The 19881-nt window shown below is 72.8% G+C and carries 15 protein-coding genes; 6 read left to right on the top strand and 9 right to left on the bottom strand.

Annotated elements, in window-relative coordinates; genetic code table 11:
• Positions 1–152 precede the first annotated feature (152 nt).
• Positions 153–1880, top strand: coding sequence for an LCP family protein (locus tag AC3CHW_RS22145; RefSeq protein WP_488467624.1), 1728 nt, complete (start codon positions 153–155; stop codon positions 1878–1880).
• Between the two features lie 56 nt (positions 1881–1936).
• A complete protein-coding gene (locus tag AC3CHW_RS22140; RefSeq protein ID WP_488467623.1) occupies positions 1937–3817 on the top strand; it encodes an LCP family protein in 1881 nt (626 codons plus the stop codon).
• Positions 3818–4100: 283 nt separating this feature from the next.
• Here AC3CHW_RS22140 and AC3CHW_RS22135 read toward each other — a convergent pair whose 3' ends face one another.
• Positions 4101–5129, bottom strand: a complete 1029-nt coding sequence (locus tag AC3CHW_RS22135; protein WP_398611489.1) for a glycosyltransferase family 2 protein — start codon at positions 5127–5129, stop codon at positions 4101–4103.
• Between the two features lie 266 nt (positions 5130–5395).
• On the opposite strand from AC3CHW_RS22135, the gene AC3CHW_RS22130 reads away from it, so the two are divergent.
• The gene (locus AC3CHW_RS22130; RefSeq protein ID WP_488467622.1) at positions 5396–6889 is read left to right on the top strand and encodes an LCP family protein; all 1494 of its coding nucleotides are present in this window, start codon (positions 5396–5398) and stop codon (positions 6887–6889) included.
• Positions 6890–6998: 109 nt separating this feature from the next.
• Here the strand turns inward: AC3CHW_RS22130 and AC3CHW_RS22125 are convergent, their stop codons facing one another.
• Positions 6999–7538: an acyl-CoA thioesterase gene (locus tag AC3CHW_RS22125; protein ID WP_176161960.1), complete on the bottom strand. Its 540-nt coding sequence runs from the start codon at positions 7536–7538 to the stop codon at positions 6999–7001.
• A gap of 400 nt (positions 7539–7938) precedes the next feature.
• Between AC3CHW_RS22125 and AC3CHW_RS22120 the strand changes: the two genes are divergently transcribed.
• Positions 7939–9270 carry an LCP family protein gene (locus AC3CHW_RS22120; RefSeq protein ID WP_488467621.1) on the top strand — a complete coding sequence of 444 codons (1332 nt, stop codon included), beginning with the start codon at positions 7939–7941 and terminating at the stop codon, positions 9268–9270.
• A gap of 548 nt (positions 9271–9818) precedes the next feature.
• On the top strand, positions 9819–10040 hold the full coding sequence (locus AC3CHW_RS22115; RefSeq protein WP_488467620.1) for an antitoxin: 222 nt from the start codon (positions 9819–9821) through the stop codon (positions 10038–10040).
• 162 nt (positions 10041–10202) lie between these two features.
• On the opposite strand, the gene AC3CHW_RS22110 is transcribed toward AC3CHW_RS22115, so the two are convergent.
• Together AC3CHW_RS22110 and AC3CHW_RS22105 are read right to left on the bottom strand one after the other, a co-directional pair.
• Positions 10203–11168 carry a hypothetical protein gene (locus AC3CHW_RS22110; protein ID WP_488467619.1) on the bottom strand — a complete coding sequence of 322 codons (966 nt, stop codon included), beginning with the start codon at positions 11166–11168 and terminating at the stop codon, positions 10203–10205.
• A 425-nt stretch (positions 11169–11593) separates the two neighbouring features.
• The gene (locus tag AC3CHW_RS22105; RefSeq protein ID WP_176166104.1) at positions 11594–12715 is read right to left on the bottom strand and encodes an acyl-CoA dehydrogenase; all 1122 of its coding nucleotides are present in this window, start codon (positions 12713–12715) and stop codon (positions 11594–11596) included.
• A gap of 256 nt (positions 12716–12971) precedes the next feature.
• Here AC3CHW_RS22105 and AC3CHW_RS22100 point away from each other — a divergent pair, with 256 nt between their 5' ends.
• Entirely contained in the window at positions 12972–14312 is a 1341-nt protein-coding gene (locus tag AC3CHW_RS22100) for a UDP-glucose dehydrogenase family protein (protein ID WP_488467618.1), read from the top strand.
• Between the two features lie 25 nt (positions 14313–14337).
• Here the strand turns inward: AC3CHW_RS22100 and AC3CHW_RS22095 are convergent, their stop codons facing one another.
• From AC3CHW_RS22095 to AC3CHW_RS22075, 5 genes are all read right to left on the bottom strand, one after another.
• Positions 14338–15024 carry a response regulator gene (locus AC3CHW_RS22095; protein WP_459249337.1) on the bottom strand — a complete coding sequence of 229 codons (687 nt, stop codon included), beginning with the start codon at positions 15022–15024 and terminating at the stop codon, positions 14338–14340.
• Positions 15021–16589, bottom strand: coding sequence for a histidine kinase (locus tag AC3CHW_RS22090; protein WP_488467617.1), 1569 nt, complete (start codon positions 16587–16589; stop codon positions 15021–15023). Before AC3CHW_RS22090 ends, AC3CHW_RS22095 begins: the two co-directional genes overlap by 4 nt.
• 391 nt (positions 16590–16980) lie before the next feature.
• Positions 16981–17760, bottom strand: a complete 780-nt coding sequence (locus tag AC3CHW_RS22085; RefSeq protein ID WP_488471133.1) for an ABC transporter permease — start codon at positions 17758–17760, stop codon at positions 16981–16983.
• 113 nt (positions 17761–17873) lie between these two features.
• Positions 17874–18854: an ATP-binding cassette domain-containing protein gene (locus AC3CHW_RS22080; RefSeq protein WP_488467616.1), complete on the bottom strand. Its 981-nt coding sequence runs from the start codon at positions 18852–18854 to the stop codon at positions 17874–17876.
• 480 nt (positions 18855–19334) lie between these two features.
• Complete coding sequence (locus AC3CHW_RS22075; RefSeq protein WP_488467615.1) at positions 19335–19859, bottom strand: SRPBCC family protein; 525 nt, start codon at positions 19857–19859, stop codon at positions 19335–19337.
• Positions 19860–19881: the final 22 nt, after the last annotated feature.

The following is a 19881-nucleotide window of genomic DNA, read 5'->3' as shown; positions in this document are numbered from 1 at the left end:
AACGGGCACCGGCGTCGCTGCCGAATGAAGTTGGCGGATAGTGTGAGCGATCCGGAGCGCTGGACCAAGGCTTTTCCGCGCCCTGCAGCAGATGATTGACCGCGCGCCGAGGGGGAGGCGCTGCGTGGCACCGACGGAGGACACAGACGACCGTGGACGCGCAAGGCCGTGGGCAGGCGGGCGATTTCGACCCCGCTGATCAGTGGGTATTCAATCCGAGCACCGGCAGCTACGAGCTGCGCCTGGACACCACCGCGGACACCTCGGAGCCGCCCGCGTCCGCGCCCGCACCCGGCGGCAGGGCCGCGGCCAGGGAGGCCGCCCGTCGACGCGCCGTCCCCGAGCAGCGCGGGCGGCGCGCGGCGCCGCGCGGCGGCCGGGACGCCAAGGGCGGGGCCGGTGGCGTGCCGCAGCAGTCGGGGCCCGTCAGCCGCCGCAAGCCCAAGCCGAAGAAGTCCAAGACCAAGAAGGCCCTCATCTGGGGCGGCGGGACGATGGCGTTCCTGCTGGTGGGCGGCTCGGTCGCGGCGTACCTCGTCTACCAGCACCTCAACGGCAACATCAAGAAGGTCGACGTCGGCGAGAACAACCCCGCCGTCATCGACGGGCCGGTCAACATATTGGTGATCGGCACCGACACGCGCTCCGGCAAGGGCAACGGGAACTACGGCGACAAGGACAGCGTGGGCCACGCGGACACCACGATCCTCTTCCACGTCTCCGAGGACCGTTCGAACGCCACCGCGCTGAGCATCCCGCGCGACCTGATCACCGACGTCCCGGACTGCACCGTCAAGCAGGAGGACGGCTCCCGCAAGACCATCCCCGGCGAGCGTCAGGTGCGGTTCAACTCCAGCCTCGGCCAGGACGGGCGCGACCCGGGCTGCACCTGGAACACCGTGGAGAAGCTGACCGGCCTTGAGGTGGACCACTTCATGATGGCCGACTTCAACGCGGTCAAGACGCTGTCGTCGGCGGTGGGCGGCGTCGAGGTGTGCCTGGCCCGCGACATCGACGACCCGAAGTCGAAGCTGAAGCTCAGCGCGGGGCGGCACAAGATCCAGGGCGAGGACGCGCTCGCCTTCGTCCGGACCCGGCACGGCGTCGGCTTCGAGAGCGACCTGGACCGCATCAAGCTCCAGCAGCAGTTCCTGAGTTCGATGATCCGCGAGATGAAGTCGGGCGGCACCTTCTCCAACCCGAAGAAGATGTGGAAGCTCAGCAATGCCGCCACCGACGCCCTCACGGTCGACACCGGCATTGGGAGCGTAAAAAAGCTGATGGATCTCGGTAAGGACCTGAGCAAGGTCGACATCAAGAACATCACCTTCGCGACAGTGCCGGTCTTTGACAACACCGATCAGGTGACCGTCCTGTTGGACAAACCCAAGGCGGAGCCGCTGTTCGCCATGGTCCGCCAGGACGTGTCGCTGACCGAGGTCAAGAAGAAGGAGAAGGCCGCCAAGAGCGAGGAGGCCGCCCGGCTGAAGGGAACCAAGGCCGATCCCGCGAACGTTCGGGTGAAAGTGCTCAACGGCAGCGGCAAGCTGGGCGCGGCACAGGAGACGGTGACCTGGATGCAGAACGAAGAGGGGATAATTCACAGCACCAACGGCCAGAACGCGCCGTCGGACATCAAGAAGACCACCTTGGAGTACGCGCCCAACCAGGCCGACCAGGCCCGACGGCTCGCCGACAGCATGGGTCTGCCAGGGTCCGCGCTCAAGCCGGGCACCGTGGAGGCCGACCCCATGGCGGAGATGACGTTGACGCTGGGCGAGGACTACAAGGGCAAGGGCGTTCCGATCACCGCCCCGCGCAAGGCACCGGAGGGTGTCCAGCGCATCGGGGCGGACGATAAGAACGTCTGCGCGAAGTAACCTGCGATTCGCCCGCCCCATCAGGCCGGCAGCACGACCGAGTAGGGGGAGGCCCGATGCGGCACAACGGCACGCGAGGGGGGCGATCGAGACGGCGCGTTCCGGAGGCCCGCGAACTCGGCTGGGACGACAGCCTCTACGAGGGCGACGCCGAGCCGGCCGGACCGCGGGCCGCCCCCGGCCGGGCCGGCGCGGGCGCGGGCCTGCCGGGCGCGCGCTCGACCGAGGCCGCGGCGGCGTCCGGCGCGGGCTCGCGGGCCGGGGGGCGGCGCGCCCGTGGGCCGGCCGCGCCGCCGGCCGCACCCGGTGGCGGTGACGACGGGGAGCGCGGCGGCGGCCACGGTGGCGGCGGCGTACCGGCGCCTCGGGGCGGCGGCGCGCGGCGCGCGGGCGGCCGGCGGCGGAACCGGGGGCCGGGCAAGGGGCGGCGCGTACTGCTGTGGTCGGCGGGCGGACTGGCGTTCGTCATCCTCGGCACGGCCGGCGCCGGCTACCTCTACTACCAGCACCTCAACGGCAACATAGAGAAGGACACCCTCAACCTCGGCGAGAACCGGCTGGACCGCAGCACGCCCAACGCGGACGGCCAGACCCCGCTGAACATCCTGCTGCTCGGCTCCGACAGCCGGAACACCGAGGAGAACCTCAAGCTCGGCGGCTCGCGCGCGGACGCCGACCGCAAGCCGCTGGCCGACGTGCAGATGCTGGTGCACGTCTCCGCCGACCGCAGCAACATGTCGGTGGTGAGCATCCCGCGCGACACCCGGGTGACCATACCCAAGTGCATCGATGACGACGGCACGGTCTACCCGGAGTCCGACCGCAACATCATCAACTCCAGCCTCCAGAACGGCGGCCCCGGCTGCACGGTCGCCACCTGGGAGGGGCTGGCCGGGGTCCCGATCGACCACTTCATGATGATCGACTTCGCGGGCGTGGTGGACATGGCCGACGCCGTCGGCGGCGTGCCGGTCTGCGTGGACAACAACGTCAAGGACCCCGACTCGGGGCTGCACCTGAACAAGGGCGAGCACGACATCAAGGGCCAGCAGGCCCTGCAGTGGCTGCGTACCCGGCACGGCTTCGAGGACGGCAGCGACATCGGCCGGGCCAAGGCCCAGCACATGTACATGAACGCGATGGTCCGCCAACTCAAGTCCGGCACCAAGCTGTCCGACCCGGGCAAGCTGATGGACCTGGCCGAGGCGGCGACCAAGGCGCTCAAGGTGGACCCGGGGCTCGGCACCGTCAAGAAGCTCTACGACCTGGGCAACGACCTCAAGCGGGTGCCCACCAAGCGGATCACCATGACGACGATGCCGTGGATTCCGGACCCGCGGAGCAAGGCGCACGTCGTGCCCAAGCCGGGGGACGCGGACAAGCTGTTCGAGTTGATCCGCAACGACATCGCGCTCGACGGCAAGGACAAGAAGAAGCTCCCGCCGAAGAAGACCACCGAGCCCACGGTGCCCGCCGCGCCCAAGGGCGAGATCGCCGTCGCCGTCCAGAACGGCACCGGCTCCCCCTCGCTGGCCCCGGTGCCGCAGCGCGCCTCGGCCATCGCGGACGCGCTGATCGCGGACGGCTTCCAGCAGGCCATCGCGGACCCGACGCCCAAGCCGCAGGCGGCGACGACGGTGACGTACGCGACCGAGGAGCAGCGCGCCAACGCGCTGGCCGTCGCGGACTCGCTCGGCCTGCCCAAGAGCGCCGTCCAGCTCGGCTCAGGGCTGCCGCAGGTGACGGTGGTCGTGGGCGCGGACTGGCGGGAGGGCACCAGCTTCCCGAAGCCGGCCGACGGCGGGGACGCGGGGAGTGGCGACGGCGCCGGGGACGAGGAGCGGGACCAGGACACCAAGGCGCCGGACAGCGCGGACGCGCTCAACGGCGACGACGACACGGCGTGCATGAAGGTGAACCCGGTCTACACGTTCTAGTCCGGGCCGGGCCGGGCTGCCCGACCTGCGGCCGGGCTGCCGCAGCGCGCGGCCCGGCTGGCTCGTCCGCCCTACCCGATCCGCTCGTTGCGCCCGGCCCGCCCGGCGGTGGCCTACCCCCGCCGGGCGGCGCCGCCCGGCCCGTTCTCCCTCGGCCCGGGCGGCGCTGCCGGCCCGGGCGCGGGCGCGCGGGCCTCCAGCCCCGCCCGCGCGTCGGCGGCGTACTGCGGTGTCCTACGGCGTCGTCGTACGGGCGTGTCGTACGGAGGTGTCGCGGCGGGGCTCAGACGCCCGAGCCGCTGGCGACGACGGCGGGGCGGCGGCTGGCGATGACCTTCTTCGCCAGCGCCCGAGGGCTGGTCAGGAAGCCCCAGCCCCAGGAGAGGTGCATGGTGGCGAGGGCGAGCGGAATTCGCAGCCGGGCGCCGACCGGCAGCCCCTTGCCCGCCGGGACGGAGCCGGCGACGATCGCCGCGAGGTAGCCGCCGGGGACGACCAGGCCCCACGGGGTGAGCGCGACGCCGACGACCAGGCCCGCGGCGATGGCCACCACGGCGGTCGGCGGGGCGAGGTAGCGCAGGTTGATCGAGCCCTGGTGGTAGCGGGCGACCACGTGCCGCCAGCGGCCGTAGTCCTTGTACTGCTTGGCCAGCGCGCGCATGCTCGGCCGCGGCCGGTAGGAGACCCTCAGCTCGGGCGAGAACCAGATCAGGCCGCCCGCCTCGCGGATGCGGAAGTTCAGCTCCCAGTCCTGGGCGCGGATGAACTCCTCGTTGTAGCCGCCCTGTTGCTCCAGCGCCTCGCGGCGGAAGACGCCCAGGTAGACGGTCTCGGCCGGGGCCGCGTCGCCGCCGGTGTGGAAGGCCGCGTTGCCCACGCCGATCTTGGAGGTCATGGCGGCGGCGACGGCGTGTTCCCAGTCGTTCTCGCCCTCGGCGTGCATGATGCCGCCCACGTTCTGCGCGCCGGTCTCCTCAAGGAGTCGCACCGCGGTGGCGATGTAGTTCGGGGAGAGCATGCCGTGGCCGTCGACGCGCACCACCACCGGGTGGCGCGACGCCTTGATCGCCGCGTTCAGCGCGGCGGGCGTGCGTCCCGTGGGGTTGGGCACCGTGTGCACCCGAGGGTCCTCGCGCACCAGCTCGGCGGCGATCTCGTCCGTACGGTCCGTCGAGGGGCCGAGGGCGATCACCACCTCCAGCTCGCCGGCGTACTCCTGTTCCAGGATGTGCCGGACGGAATTGCGCAGGTGACGCTCCTCGTTGAGCACCGGCATGATCACGGATACGGCCGGAGGCTGTGACTCAGACATCTTCCCTCGGGGGTACAGGGGTCGCCGCCCAGGTGACTGCGGGTAGTACGGGCCACGTTACCGCTAATGGGGGATGCGGAGGCGCACCGGGCGGGTGGCCGCCGGCGCGACGCCCGGCGTGGGGAGCTGTGGCGCTCATCATATGGACTTACGATGCTCACTTCGAGCCGCTTCATCCAACTTCGCCCTGTTCTGCCCATGCTGTGCCGGGCGTTCCTCCCGTTCTGCGTGCCCGCCCGCCCCCAGCCCGTCGCGGAGGTCTCCCAGTGACCCAACCGGACCGCTCCCCGCACCCGCCCCCGCAGCGCCGGCCCCACACCCCGCGCGAGCCCGCCGCCCCGCCCGCCGCCGCGGCGCGGACCAGGCCGGGGCGCGGCGACCGGCCCCGCTGGGGGCGGCGGCTGTCCGTGGCCGCCGCCGTGACGGTGCTGATCGCCGGCGGGGCCGGGCACGCCATGGTCTCCGGCCTGGAGAACGGCATCGACCGGGTCGACCCGTTCGGGTCCCTCGACCACCGCCCCGCCGCCGGCGACGGGACGAACTTCCTGGTCGCCGGCGTCGACCGGCGCGAGGCGATCACGCCCGAGGAGAAGGCCAAGTACCGGCTCGGTGGCGCCCCCTGCAACTGCGCCGACACCCTGATGCTCGTCCACCTCTCGGACGACCACGACCGCGCCAGCGTGGTCAGCCTGCCGCGCGACTCGTACGCCGAGATCCCCGCGTACACCGACCCGGCGACCGGCACCGTGCGGCGCACCCACCCGCAGAAGATCAACGCGGCGTACGCGGAGGGCGGCCCGAGCCTGACCGTGCGCACCGTCGAACACATGACGGGCGTGCACATCGACCACTACCTGGAAGTCGACTTCGCCAGCTTCATGCGGACCGTGGACGTGGTCGGCGGCGTCGAGGTGTGCACCGTACGGCCGCTGAAGGACCGGTACACCGGGCTCGACCTGGCCGCCGGGCGGCACACCCTGGTCGGCGGCGAGGCCCTGCAGTACGTGCGGTCGCGGCACGTGGACGGCGCCGCCGACCTGGGCCGGATGCAGCGTCAGCAGCGGTTCCTGGCCGCCCTCATCGACAAGGCGACCGCCAGCGGGGTGCTGCTCAACCCGGTCAAGTTCGCGAAGGTGGCCTCGTCGGTGCTCGGCTCGGTGCGCGCCGACCGGCAGTTGGGCAGCGCCGAACTCGTCAAGCTGGGCAAGGCCATGCGGGGCTTCTCGCCCGCTTCGTCGGAGTTCGCCTCGGTGCCCGTCGGGGACGTCAGCTACTCGGTGCCGGGCGTCGGCTCGACCGTACGGTGGAACGAGGCGCGGGCCGACAAACTCTTCGAGGCCATCCGCGAGGACCGCCCGCTGGCCCCGCAGCGCCCGCGCCGGCCCCGGGCCACCGCGGTCGAGATCGACCCGGCGCAGATCCGGGTCCAGGTCGTCAACGGCACCGACCGCACCGGGCTCGGCGCCAGGACGGACCGCGCGCTGCGCGCGACCGGGTTCGCCACCACCGGCGTGGCCAGCAACGCGCGCGAGCACGGCGCCCCGCACACCGTGATCGCCCACGACCCGCGCTGGCGGAACTCGGCCCGCTCGCTGGCCACGGCCCTGCCCGGCGCCACGCTCCGCGCGGTGCCCGGCCAGGGCCCGGTGCTCCAGGTCACGCTGGGCACCGAGCACCGGGGCGTGCGCCCCGTACGCCCGGAGCACCCGACCCCGGCCGCCGGGTCGGCGGTCAAGGGCGACGAGGTGAGCTGCTCGTAGCGCGGCGCGGACGCTCCGCGGGGGCGGCCCGGCCCCACACGCGAGCGCGCCGCGCCCTCGTCACTCGACCCTTGCCACTGGCCCCTTGTCCCTTGTCTCTCGTCCCTCGTCACTCGTCCGGGCGTTGCTCGCGCAGTTCCCGGATGGCGCGGCGCCTGGCGAGCCGGTGCGTGCGCCGGATCTGCGCCTCCTGGAAGCGGCGCGCGTTGCGCTCCGAGTCGGGGATGACCGGCGGCACGCTGCGCGGCATGCCGTCCGCGTCGACGGCGGCGAACACCAGGTAGGCGCTGCCGACCTGGGTGGCGGGCGTGGACTCGTTCCACCGCTCGGCCATGACGCGCACGCCGATCTCCATGGAGGTGCGGCCGGTCCAGTTGCACTGCGCGTGCACGTGGACGAGGTCGCCGACGCGCACCGGCGAGAGGAACGCCATCTCGTCCATGGAGGCCGTGACGGCGGGCCCGCCCGAGTGCCGGCCGGCGACCGCTCCGGCCGCGTCATCGACCAGTTTCATGATCACGCCGCCGTGGACGGTCCCGAGGAGGTTCGTGTCCGCCGCCGTCATGATGTGCGACAGCGTCGTGCGCGACGCCGAGGTCGGCTTGCCGGGAAGGTCGTCCCCCGCCGCCGTAGGGCCCTGATCAGTCATGCCCTCCACCATAAGCGGACGGCCCCGACATCATGTTCGGACGCCGTCGACGCCGCCCTGCCGTTGCTCGCCGTACATCTACGCTGGTCAGCGCGGGTGCCACGGGGCGCGATCGACGGTACGGAGCGGCCTGGCGCCGACCGGCCCCGGCGGACCGGCACGCCGCCGTCCACCCTCCGGTCACCGTCCGACACGGCCCGTACGCGGTGTCGGTACGGTGAGCGATCTTCGGCGCGAACCCGGGGGTGGTTTGCCCGGAATTGCCGCCGCCACGGCCTGGGCCGGAATGGTCATGGCCGCCACTTATGCGCCCCCCGCAATGCATCAGCTCTGCAACAGCCCCGCCCCAAGACCGCACCCGCCCTGTGAGCGCGCTGGTGTGAGCGGGCAAACTTCGGCTATGAGCAATTGGCCCGAGGGGTGGAATGGCGACGGTGACCGGGGGCGCGGCGGCGGCGCCGGTCGCGGCCCCGCGCCCGACATCGCGCGTTCGATGCCGCACGTCCGCCGCGACCCCGCGCCCCGCGGTCCGCAGGGCGAACCGCCGCTGCCGCCCGGGATGTCGCCGCGCGGCGCGGTCCCGCCCCAGCAGCAGCCCCCCGGTTACGACGGCTCGCACGCCGGCGACGGCTATGACGACGGGTACAACACCGGTCAGGTCTACGGCGCCGGCCGCGGTCCCCTCCCCCGCGACCCGGGTGGCGGCCAGCCGCCGCACGGCGCCCCTCCCGGGCCGCCGCCCGTGCGCCCGAACTGGCGCAAGCGGATCACGATCGGCCTGGTCAGCGTCTTCGCGTTCCTCCTGGTCGTCTCCATCGGCACGTACTTCTGGGCCGACTCCAAGCTCAAGCGCGAGGTCGACCTGGGCGCCGTGGAGGACCGGCCGAGCGGCGGCAGCGGCACCAACTACCTGATCGTGGGTTCCGACAGCCGCGAGGGCATGTCCGACGAGGAGAAGAAGGACCTGCACACCGGCTCCGCCGACGGCAAGCGCACGGACTCGATGATGATCCTGCACGTCGGGGACAACGGAAACACCATGGTCAGCCTCCCGCGCGACTCCTGGGTGACGATCCCCGCGTTCACCGGTTCCGAGTCCGGCAAGCGCATCCCGGAGCAGCAGCAGAAGCTCAACGCCGCGTTCTCGATCCAGGGCCCGGAGCTGCTGGTCCGGACGATCGAGTACAACACCGGCCTCAAGATCGACCACTACGCGGAGATCGGCTTCGGCGGCTTCGCGAAGATCGTGGACGCGGTCGGCGGCGTCGAGATGGACATCCCGCGCGACATCAAGGACAAGAAATCCGGCGCCGACTTCAAGAAGGGCAAGCAGACGCTGGACGGCAAGGACGCGCTGGCCTTCGTCCGCAACCGGTACGAGGCGGGCAGCGACCTGGAGCGTACGAAGAACCAGCAGAAGTTCCTGTCCGCGCTGGCCTCCCAGGCCGCGACGCCCGGCACCATCATGAACCCGTTCCGGCTGTACCCGACCATGAGCGCGGGCCTCGACTCGCTGATCGTGGACAAGGACATGAGCCTGTGGAAGCTGCGCTCGATGTTCTGGGCGATGAAGGGCGTCACGGGCGGCGACGGCAAGCAGATGAACATGCCGGTCGCCAACCCTGGCTACAGCACCCCCAAGGGCTCGGCGGTGCTCTGGGACATGCCGCAGGTCAAGAAGCTGGTCGAGCAGTTGAAGAACGACGAGAAGGTCACCGTCTCGGCGAAGTGACCACCGCCTGAGCCCGTCCCACGCGCCGGTGCACCGGTTCGGCGGGCCGGTGACGGTGGCGGTGCGGCAGGGCGAAGAGTCCGCGAGCGGGCCCCGACAGTGGGTGTCGGGGCCCGCTCGCGTGTGCGCGTGTCGAGAATCGGGCTCGCGTGTGCGGAGCCGCCAGGCGTGGCCCCGGTGGGCGCGTGGGCTGGTCGCGGTGGGCGCGTGGGCCGGGTCGCCGTCGCGGGCGTGTGCGTGGGCCGGTCGCCGCCACGGGCGTGCGCCGGGGCGAGTGCGTACGCGGCGTGCGCGGGGGCGGGTGCGTACGTGACGTGCGCGAGGGCGGGTGCGTACGCGGCGTGCGCCGGGACGGGTGCGTATGTGGCGTGCGCGGGGGCAGGTGCGTATGTGGCGTGCGGGGGGTCGGTCGGTGAGCCGCACGATCGCTTCGCACGCGGCCCGGCCCAGGGCAATCACCCCGGCACGGACCGCCGCGCGGCGCCCACGGTGCTGACCGGCGGGCCGAACGGGTGCGGATGCGGGGTGGGCCGGGCTCGGAGATGCTGGTGACAAGAGCAAGCCGGATCGGCAAGGAGGACGCCATGTCCATGCTCGACAAGCTGAAGAGCATGCTCAAGGGGCACGAGGACACCGCGCGCAAGGGCATGAACAAGGCCGGTGACGCGGTGGACCGCAAGACGGGCGGCAAGCACCGAGGCAAGATCGACTCCGCCCAGCGGAAGTTCGACGACCAACTGGGCAAGCGCCGGGACGACCCCGGCCGCTGACGCCGACGCGCCACCCCACCCCACGCGAACGGCCGGCCACCAGCGGGGCCCGCGAGAACGGTCCCCGTGGGGCCGGGCCGCGTGTGATCGGCGTGGGAACGGCCCGCGCCGACGGGGAAGGGGGCGGAGTCGGTCGCAGAAGCCCGCCGGGGTACGCGGGGCTCACTCGCGATAGACGACGCCCCCGTTGAGCGTGCCCTGGCCGTCGGTGCCGGCCCAGAAGACGGCCAGGCGGTGGGTGCGCACGTTGGCGGTGGGCGCCATTCCCACCAGCGTGGGGGCGCCGATGCCGCGCTCGTTGAGGATGTTCACCGAGGTGATGGGGTCGGCCCCGTTTCCCAGCCGGCCGAGGTCCAGGGCGGCGACGTTGAGCAGCCCGGTGCCGTCCACGCCGGTCCACCCGACGTGCGCCCCGCCCCGGTACGAGGTGACCGACGGCTGCGCGATGCTCTGCTGAGCCGAGCGGACGACCACCGGCGTCTCCCCGCTCGGGGTCGGCGAGGTCGTGAACGCGAACCGGAGGAAGCCGTCCGACGCGGTCCAGGCCCACAGGAACCGGCCGCCGGGCACGTCGCTGAGGCTGAACCGGCGCACGGGGCCGCGCGTCGCCCCGACCCAGGCCAGCGTGGCCAGCGCGCTGAAGACCAGGGGGTTGCTCTCGTTCGCCACCACCTGGTTGCCCTGCTGGTCGACCACGCCGACCTGCGGAAACGCCCGGCTGGAGCCCGCCAGCGTGGGGGCGCTCCGTCCGCTGAGTACGCCGTCGCTCACGAGGGTGCGGCCGGCGAGGCGTCCGGTGAAGGTGAAGGTGCGGGTCTCGATCTCCAACGTGGCGACGTGCAACCGCTGCCCGGCGCTGATGTCGACCCAGGCCAGCTGCCCGTGGATGTCCGCCAACAGCCCGCCGGCGAGGGCCGGCGCGTACGGCGAGGAGTCGGCGAGGACCGTCTTCCGCAGCACGGTGCCCGCGAGTTGGCCGGGCGGGCCGGTCGCGTTGGCCACGGTGATGTTGCGACTGTTCTGGTTGCCACGCCAGGCGAGGATCGGCGTGTCCATCGGCTGGATCACGGCGGGGCCCGACGTACTGCCATCGCCCCACCAGGTCACTTTGTCGAAGACGTCTCCCATGGCTGCTCCCCGAGGATGCGCGGTGCGTCCGCGTGGCCGCACTCGTCGTCCTCACGGTAGGCCGCGGGAGAGGCCGCTGACGGGTCCTGCGCCGCCCCGACCCGCCGGCTCGAAGCACCGTCGCCGCCGCGCGCCCCCACCACCGCCGCGCGCCCGCCACGCGGTTCGCGGCGCGCCTCGGGGGCGCGGCGTGCGCCGGTGGCGACCGATGGTGGCCTGGGGGCAGGGCTGTGAGCTGGGGCCGGGCGCGGGGCCCGGCGCGCCGCCCCGGGCGCCCTGGCACGGCGCCGAGCACGGGGAACGGACAACGACCCCCGGCGCGAGGCCGGGGGTCGTTGTCCGTACGCGGGTCACGGGGGCGCGGGGGCCGCGTGGCGCGCGGGCCTTGGGTCAGGCCGCGCGGGCGGCATCCCGCGTAGCTCCCGCTACGGCAGGTTGCGGGCCATGACGATGCGCTGGACCTGGTTGGTGCCCTCGTAGATCTGCGTGATCTTGGCGTCGCGCATCATGCGCTCGACCGGGTAGTCACGCGTGTAGCCGTAGCCGCCGAGGAGTTGGACCGCGTCGGTGGTGATCTCCATGGCGGCGTCGGACGCGTAGCACTTGGCCGCGGCGCCGTAGAAGGTCAGGTCCTCGTCGGGGCCGCCGGCCGCGACGCGCTCGGACTTGGCCGCCGCCGCGTAGGTGAGCTGCCGCGCCGCTTCCAGCTTCATCGCCATGTCGGCCAGCATGAACTGCACGCCCTGGAAGTCGCCGATCGGCTTGCCGAACTGCTTGCGCTCCTTGACGTACCCCTTGGCGTAGTCGAGGGCGCCCTGCGCGATGCCGAGGGCCTGGGCCGCGATGGTGATGCGGGTGTGGTCCAGGGTCTTCATCGCGGTGGCGAAGCCGGTGCCCTCGGCGCCGAGCAGGCGGTCCGCGGGGATGCGGACGTTGTCGAAGTAGACCTCGCGGGTGGGCGAGCCCTTGATGCCGAGCTTCTTCTCCGGGGCGCCGAACGAGACGCCCTCGTCGCCCTTCTCGACGACGAACGCCGAGATGCCCTTGGAGCGCTTCTCCGGGTCGGTGACGGCCATGACCGTGTAGTAGTCGGAGACGCCCGCGTTGGTGATCCACCGCTTCACGCCGTTGAGGACGTAGAAGTCGCCGTCCCGGACCGCCTTGGTCTTCATGCCCGCGGCGTCCGAGCCCGCGTCCGGCTCGGACAGGCAGTACGAGAACATCGCGTCGCCCTTGGCCAGCGGGCCCAGGTACTTCTTCTTCAGCTCCTCGGAGCCGGAGAGGATGACCGGGAGCGAGCCGAGCTTGTTGACGGCGGGGATCAGCGAGGAGGAGGCGCAGACGCGGGCCACCTCCTCGATGACGATCACCGTCGCGAGGGCGTCGGCCCCGGCGCCGCCGTAGGACTCGGGGACGTGCACGGCGTGCAGGTCGTTGGAGACCAGCGCGTCCAGGGCCTCCTGCGGGAAGCGGCCCTCTTCGTCCACCTCGGCCGCGAACGGCGCGATCTTGGCTTCGGCGAGGGCGCGCACCGACTCGCGGAGCATGTCGTGCTCCTCGGCCGGGCGGTAGAGGTCGAATCCGACAGTGTTCTTCTCCGCGGAGGCCACGGTGTCCTCACTCCCTGAGTAGGCGTACCCGAGCGTTAATAACCGTTAAGTAACTCAATCCTAGGGGTGGCGGCCAAGACGCGGGTACGTGAGTTAGACGACAGCGGCTCAGTTTCCCGAATGAGGCCCGGACTATGCTCGGGCCACGCAGTCCGGCCCGCCCTCACCACGATTCGTACCCACGGAGCACAGCATGGCCCCCAAGATCACTGTGATCGGCACCGGGTATCTCGGCGCCACCCACGCCGCGGCCATGGCCGAACTCGGGTTCGAGGTGCTGGGCCTCGACGTCGACCCCGCGAAGATCGAACTGCTCTCCTCGGGCCGGGTGCCGATGTACGAACCGGGCCTTGAGGACCTGCTGCGGCAGCACGTCGCCGGCCACGAGGGCAGCAGCGGACGGCTGCGGTTCACCACCTCCTACGAGGAGGTCGCCGACTTCGGCGACGTGCACTTCGTGTGCGTCAACACGCCGCAGAAGCAGGGCGAGTACGCCTGTGACATGCGGTATGTGGACAGCGCCTTCGAGTCCCTCGCCCCGTTGCTGCTCCGCCCCGCGCTGGTCGTCGGCAAGTCCACGGTCCCGGTCGGCAGCGCGAGCCGGCTCGCCGCGCGCCTGAGCGAGCTGGCGCCGGTCGGCGAGGACGCGGAGCTGGCCTGGAACCCGGAGTTCCTGCGCGAGGGCTTCGCCGTCCAGGACACCCTGCGGCCGGACCGCATCGTCGCGGGCGTCACCAGCGAGCGGGCCGAGAAGGTGCTGCGCGAGGTGTACGCGGCGCCACTGGCCGCGGGCACGCCGTTCGTGGTGACCGACTTCCCCACCGCCGAACTCGTGAAGACCTCCGCGAACTCCTTCCTGGCCACCAAGATCTCGTTCATCAACGCGATGGCCGAGGTGTGCGAGGCCGCCGACGGCGACGTGGTCAAGCTGGCCGAGGCGATCGGCCATGACGAGCGGATCGGGAAGAAGTTCCTGCGCGCCGGGATCGGGTTCGGCGGCGGATGCCTGCCCAAGGACATCCGGGCCTTCATGGCCCGCGCCGGTGAACTCGGCGCCGACCAGGCCCTCACCTTCCTCCGCGAGGTCGACTCGATCAACATGCGGCGGCGCGGCCACATGGTCGAACTCGCCCGTGACGCTGTCGGCGGCTCCTTCCTGGGCAAGCGGGTCGCGGTGCTGGGCGCCGCGTTCAAGCCGGACTCGGACGACGTACGGGACTCGCCGGCGCTCAACGTGGCCGGTCAGATCCACCTCCAGGGCGCGCAGGTCACGGTGTTCGACCCGAAGGGGATGAACAACGCGCGTGCCCTCTTCCCCACCCTGGGGTACGCCCCGAGCGCCCTGGACGCGGTGCGCGGCGCCCACGTCGTACTGCACCTGACGGAGTGGCGCGAGTTCCGCGAACTGGACCCGGAGGAGCTGGGCGCCGTCGTCGACGACCGCCGCATCCTCGACGGCCGCAACGCGCTCGACCCCGAGGTCTGGCGCCAGGCCGACTGGACGTACCGCGCCCTGGGCCGCCCCCGCCTCTGAGCCCCCCCCCGGGGCCGCGACGGCGTCATGGCGCGGGACGCACCAGTCGCGTGTCGTACGCCAGGATCACCGCCTGCACCCGGTCGCGGGCGCCCGTCTTGGCGAGGATGCGGCTGATGTGGGTCTTGACCGTGGACTCGGCGAGCCGGAAGCGGGCGCTGATCTCCGCGTTGGACCAGCCCTTGCCGATCACGGTGAGGATCTCCCGCTCCCGCTCGGTGAGGGCCTCAAGCCGCGGGTCAGGCGCGCCCTCGGCACGATTCCCACCCGGCCCGGCGCCCGGCGTCGGCAACCAGTCCGCGTAGGCGTCGAGCAGGCGGCGGGTCAGGCCCGGGGCGACCACGGCGTCGCCGCTGGCCACCGCGCGGATGCCGGCGAGCAACTCCTCCGGCTGGGCGTCCTTGACCAGAAAGCCGCTGGCCCCGGCGCGCAGCCCGGCGTACGCGTACTCGTCGAGGTCGAACGTGGTCAGGATCAGCACGCGGCTACGGTCACCGGCGGCGACGATGCGGCGGGTGGCCTCCACGCCGTCCAGACCCGGCATCCGGACGTCCATCAGGACGACGTCGGGACGTAGTTCGGCGGTCTTGCGGACGGCCGCGGTGCCGTTGTCCGCCTCACCGAGGACCGCCATGTCGTCCTGGCTCTCCAACAACATGCGGAAGCCGAAGCGCTGCAACGGCTGGTCATCGACGATGAGGACGGTCGTCACGACGCACCACCCACCTCTCGCCTCTCGCACGTCCCGGGCACAGTGCCCGTCGCCTGCCCGCCCCACCCCTCGCGTGACCCGCGCTCGATGCCCGTCGCCTGCGCGTCCTGTGTGTCCTGCGCGTCCTGTGCCTCCCGTGTGTCGTGTGCAGCGTGTGGCTCGTGTGTGTTCCGTGCGCTGTGGGACGGCTCGGCGTCCGGCCGGGGCTCGGTGTCCGGCCGCGGTTCGGTGTCCGGCTGCGGTTCGGTGTCCGCGCCGCGGGGGGTTGGTGGGCGTGGGGGTGGGGTGGCGGGGGACGCGGGGAGTTCCAGGCGTACGTGCCAGCCGCCGTCGGAGCGCGGGCCTGCGGTGAGGGCCCCATCGTAGAGCGCGGCGCGCTCGCGCATGCCGCGCAGGCCCCTGCCCTGGTGGCCGCCGCCCGTCGCGAGCTGTCCGTGTCGTAGCTGGCGCACGGGCCCGCCCGTGTCGATGACGGCGACGGAGAGCGCGTGTGGCGCGTGCGTCACCTCGACCAGGGCCGTGGCCTGCGGGCCCGCGTGCTTGAGCGTGTTGGTCAGCGCCTCCTGTACGACCCGGTACACGGTCAGCTCGCGGCCGGGTGAGCCCGGCGCGGGCGTGCCGCGCTCCGACAGGCGCACCGGCAGCCCCGCCTCCCGCACCCGGTCCACGAGTGTGCCGAGGTCGGCGAGCGTGGGCTGCGGGCCGAGTTCGGGTTCGGGTTGCGCGTCCGTGTCGTCGTCGCGCAGCACGCCGAGCAGTCTGCGCAACTCGTCCAGCGCCTGCCGGCTGGTGGCGCCGATCGCCGTCAGCGCCTGGGCCGCGCGCTCGGGGCTCTTGCGCGCCGCGTACGAACCGCCGTCGGCCAGGCCGGTGATGACCGAGAGGTTGTGGCCGATGATGTCGTGCATCTCGCGGGCGATGCGGGCGCGTTCGGCGGCGGCGGCGAGCTGGGCCTGCTGGTCGCGTTCGACCTCGAGCTGTCGGGCCCGTTCCACGAGCGAGGCCGTGTAGTCGCGGCGGCTGCGGACCGCTATGCCGAGCAGCGCCACCACGACACTGCCCGTGACGACGGGGAGGAACGCCTGCCCCCAGTCCCCCTCGGGCCAGCGCGTCGCGCCCACCGCGGCCTGCGTGACGACCAGCGCGCCGGCGACCGTCAGGGCCTTGCCCGGCAGCCGCAGGGCGATGCAGAAGAGCACGATCAACTGCCCCATCTGGCCGACCTGAAGCCGCGTACCCACCCACGCGTCCACCAGGCCGACCGCCGTCATGGCGGCGAACGCGGCCAGCGGGCGTCTGCGGTGCCAAGGCAGTGCCAGGACGAAGCCCGCCGCCATGGCGGCCACCAGCGCCACCGGCACCTCGCCGGAGTGGGCGATCCGCCGCCAGTTGCCGCCGGCCACGTCCACGCTGGCCGCGGCGGCGAACACCAGCGTCAGCAGCGCGTCCCACAGCACCGGGCGGCGGGCGTCGAGGGCACGCACCCGCCGCGCGGCCCGGTGCGCCCATCGGATCGGATACGGGCCACTCGGCGTCCACTCCTGGACGCCCCCCACCGCACTCATCCCCGCCCACCCCTCGTTCGTCGCTCTCCCCCGTGCCGGCCTCACGTCGGCCGACCCCGTACCGGCCCTGCTTCGGCCGGCCCCGTACCGAACCCACGTCATCCGGCCCCGTACCGGCCCTGCTTCACCCGGCCCCGCGCCGGCCCCACGTCGGCCCCACGTCGGCCCCACGTCGGCCCCACGTCGGCCCCACGTCGGCCAGCCCCCGCACCGGCCCCATGTCGGCCGGCTCTTGCCGGCCCTGCTTCGGCCGGCAGGGTGGCGGATGGGCCGCCCGTACGCGCCGCCCACCCGGCACCATCCTCGTACCCCGCGCGCCGGCCGCCCGCCCCGCGGGTGGGCGCACGCCCGGCGTCACGCGCCCGCCCCGCGCGCCGGCCGGGCCCGTCGCTCACACGTCCCGGCGCCGCAGGAACAGCGCCGCCACCGCCAGCGTCGCCGCGACCGAGCAGCACAGGGCGAACAGGGCCGGGCCCGGGGCCAGCAGGTCGGGGCCTCCGTCCACCATCATCAGGGCCTGCGCCGCCTTGCTCGGCAGGCAGGCGACGATGTCGTCCACCACGTCGTACGGCAGCAGTCCGACCACCTCGGGCAGCACGAGCACCGCCCCTATGTACGCGCCGATCGCCGCCGGAACGCTGCGCAGCAGCGCGCCGAGCCCCAGGCACAGCAGGCCGAGGAGGGCGATCCCCACCGCCGCCCCGCACAGCGCCCGCGCCACGCCGGGGTCGCCGAGGCTCGCCGCCATGTCCGTGCCGGACAGGAAGACCTGGGCCAGGGGGAAGGTGAGGAAGACGGTCGCGAACATGACCGCGAGGGCCACACCGCCGAAGACGACCGCCTTGGCCCACAGCACGGGCAGCCGGCGCGGCACGGCGGTGAGGGAGGCCCGGATCATGCCGGACGCGTACTCCCCCGCGGTCACCAGCACGCCGAGCACGGCGAGCAGGATCTGCCCGAACTGCGTTCCCAGCAGCGTGAGTTCGACGGGCTCGACGCCGTCGCCGTCGCCGCTCTGGTACGTCCCCGCGACCACCGCGCCGAGGCCGGCGGTCACCAGCAGGGTGGCGGCGAGGATGCTCCAGGTCGTGCGCAGTGACCACAGCTTGGCCCACTCCGAGCGGACCACGCGCGGCCAGGTGATCCGGTAGTCGACGGGCGGACCGGCCACGGCGACCGCGGGCGGGCCCGCGCTCTGCTGCTGGGACTGGCGCTGCCGCCGGGGCTGACGCTGCCGGGGCTGACGCTGCTGGGACTGGGTGACGAGTTCGTCGGGTCGGCCGGTCACGTGGCGGCTCCTTGGGACGCGGTGGCGTGCTGTGAGGTGGGGGCGGGCTGAGGGGTGGTCGGGTCGTCGTCGTGGGCCACGTACTCCACCGCGTCCCGCGTCAGCTCCATGAACGCCTCCTCCAACGAGGCGCGGCGCGGCGTGAGTTCGAAGACGGGTATGCCGTGTGCCGCCGCGGTGCGGCCGATGCGCTCGCCGTCGGCGCCGGTGACCCGCAGCGTGTCCGGGCGGCCGTCGGTCGCCTCGATCCGCACGTCGGGGCCCGCGAGCAGGGCTCGTAGCCGGTCCGCCTCCGGCGAGACGACCGTGATCTCCCCGAGCCCCGCGTCGCGCACGAACTGCTCCACCGTGGTGTCGGCGAGCAGCCGGCCGCGACCGATGATGATCAGGTGCTCAGCGGTGACCGCCATCTCGCTCATCAGGTGCGAGGAGACGAAGACCGTACGGCCCTCGGCCGCGAGGGACTTGAGCAGGTTGCGTATCCACAGCACGCCCTCCGGGTCGAGCCCGTTGACCGGCTCGTCCAGGATGACCGTGGCCGGGTCGGCGAGCAGCGCGGCGGCGATGCCGAGCCGCTGCCCCATGCCCAGGCTGAACCCCTTGACCCGCCGGTCCGCCGCCTCGCCGAGCCCGACCCGGTCGATGACGGAGGCCACCTGGCGGCGCGGGATGCCGTGAGTGTGGGCGAGGGCCTGAAGGTGCGCCCGCGCCGTGCGGCCGGGGTGGATGGAGCGGGCTTCGAGCAGCGCGCCGACCTGGCGCAGCGGCGCGGGGTGGCTGGCGTACGCGCGGTCGCCGATCGTGGACCGGCCGCTGGTGGGGGCGTCGAGGCCGAGCAGCATCCGCATCGTCGTCGACTTGCCGGCGCCGTTCGGACCGAGGAACCCGGTGACCGTGCCCGGCCGCACGGTGAAGGTCAGGTCCCGCACGACGGTCTTCTCGCCGTACCGCTTGGTGAGCCCGTAAGCCCTGATCATCGCTGTGCTCCCGTCATCCCGGCGCCCCTTGGCTGGGCCACCCCGCGGCCTGGCCCGCGCGTATCGGAGCACGTCAGAGCAGGTGCGTCGGCGCACACCCTGACGTGCGGGCCCAGTGCTCCCGTGGCCCACATCCGACGTTAGGCACGCCGCCGCCCCCACTCGTCAGCCCGCGGTCCGCCACGGGGCGTCCACGCGTAGTACCGGGGTACGACGGGTCCCCTGGGGGATGCCACGGCGGGGCGCGTGCGGGGGGTAGGGGCAGCGGCCGGGCGGGCGGGGCGTGAGCCGGGCGTGACCCGCGAAGCAGGGGGCAGGGCGGGAACAGGGAGGGCTTTGCGGGAGCGCGGGCGCGACCTCCAGTCGAAGCGCGCGAGCCACGGGAGGGCGGGGCGCGGGCCCTCCGAGGAGCGAACTCCGAAGGGGGCGGGCCGGCGGCCCGCCCCGTCAGCCTGGCCGGCCTGGCCCTCAGCGGCGAGGTCAGCCGCTGACGGCCAGGTCAGCCAGGTGCTTGAGCGAGTTGGAGAGGTGGTCCGGGCCGAACATCGGGAACTCCAGGTACTCCCGGATGGACGGCGGCACCGCAGTCCAGTCGTAGGTGAGCGTCACCTTCGTCTCGGACGGGCCCAGCGGCACCAGGTCGTACCGCCAGAACCAGCCGCCGAACGTCAACTGACCGTCCTCCTTCTCCTCCCCTGTCAGCCAACCGATGGCGCGCGGCGCGTCCAGCACGTGCACCTTGTTGGCCACCCGGTAGTGACCGTCGGGGTGGTTGGGGTGGTACATGGCCATCCGGAAGATCTGCCCCTCCTCGGACAGCGGCGCCCGCTCGACGGCCTCGTGCACCCATCCGGTGCCGTCGATCGCCGCGTGCGTCGCCGGGTCCGCCAACACGGCGAACACCCGCTCGGCGGGCGCGGCGACCGTCAGCGTGGCACTCACGTACTCCCGGTCCCCGCCCTTGCCCTGTTCACGACTGTGTTCACGGCTCTGTCCCTGGTCCACGGTCCGCGGCTCCTCGTCGTCT

Source organism: Streptomyces sp. MGP-BFMKR1, from assembly GCF_057766585.1.
Note: the sequence above shows the minus strand (reverse complement) of the source record. Positions and strands in the feature narration are given on the sequence as shown.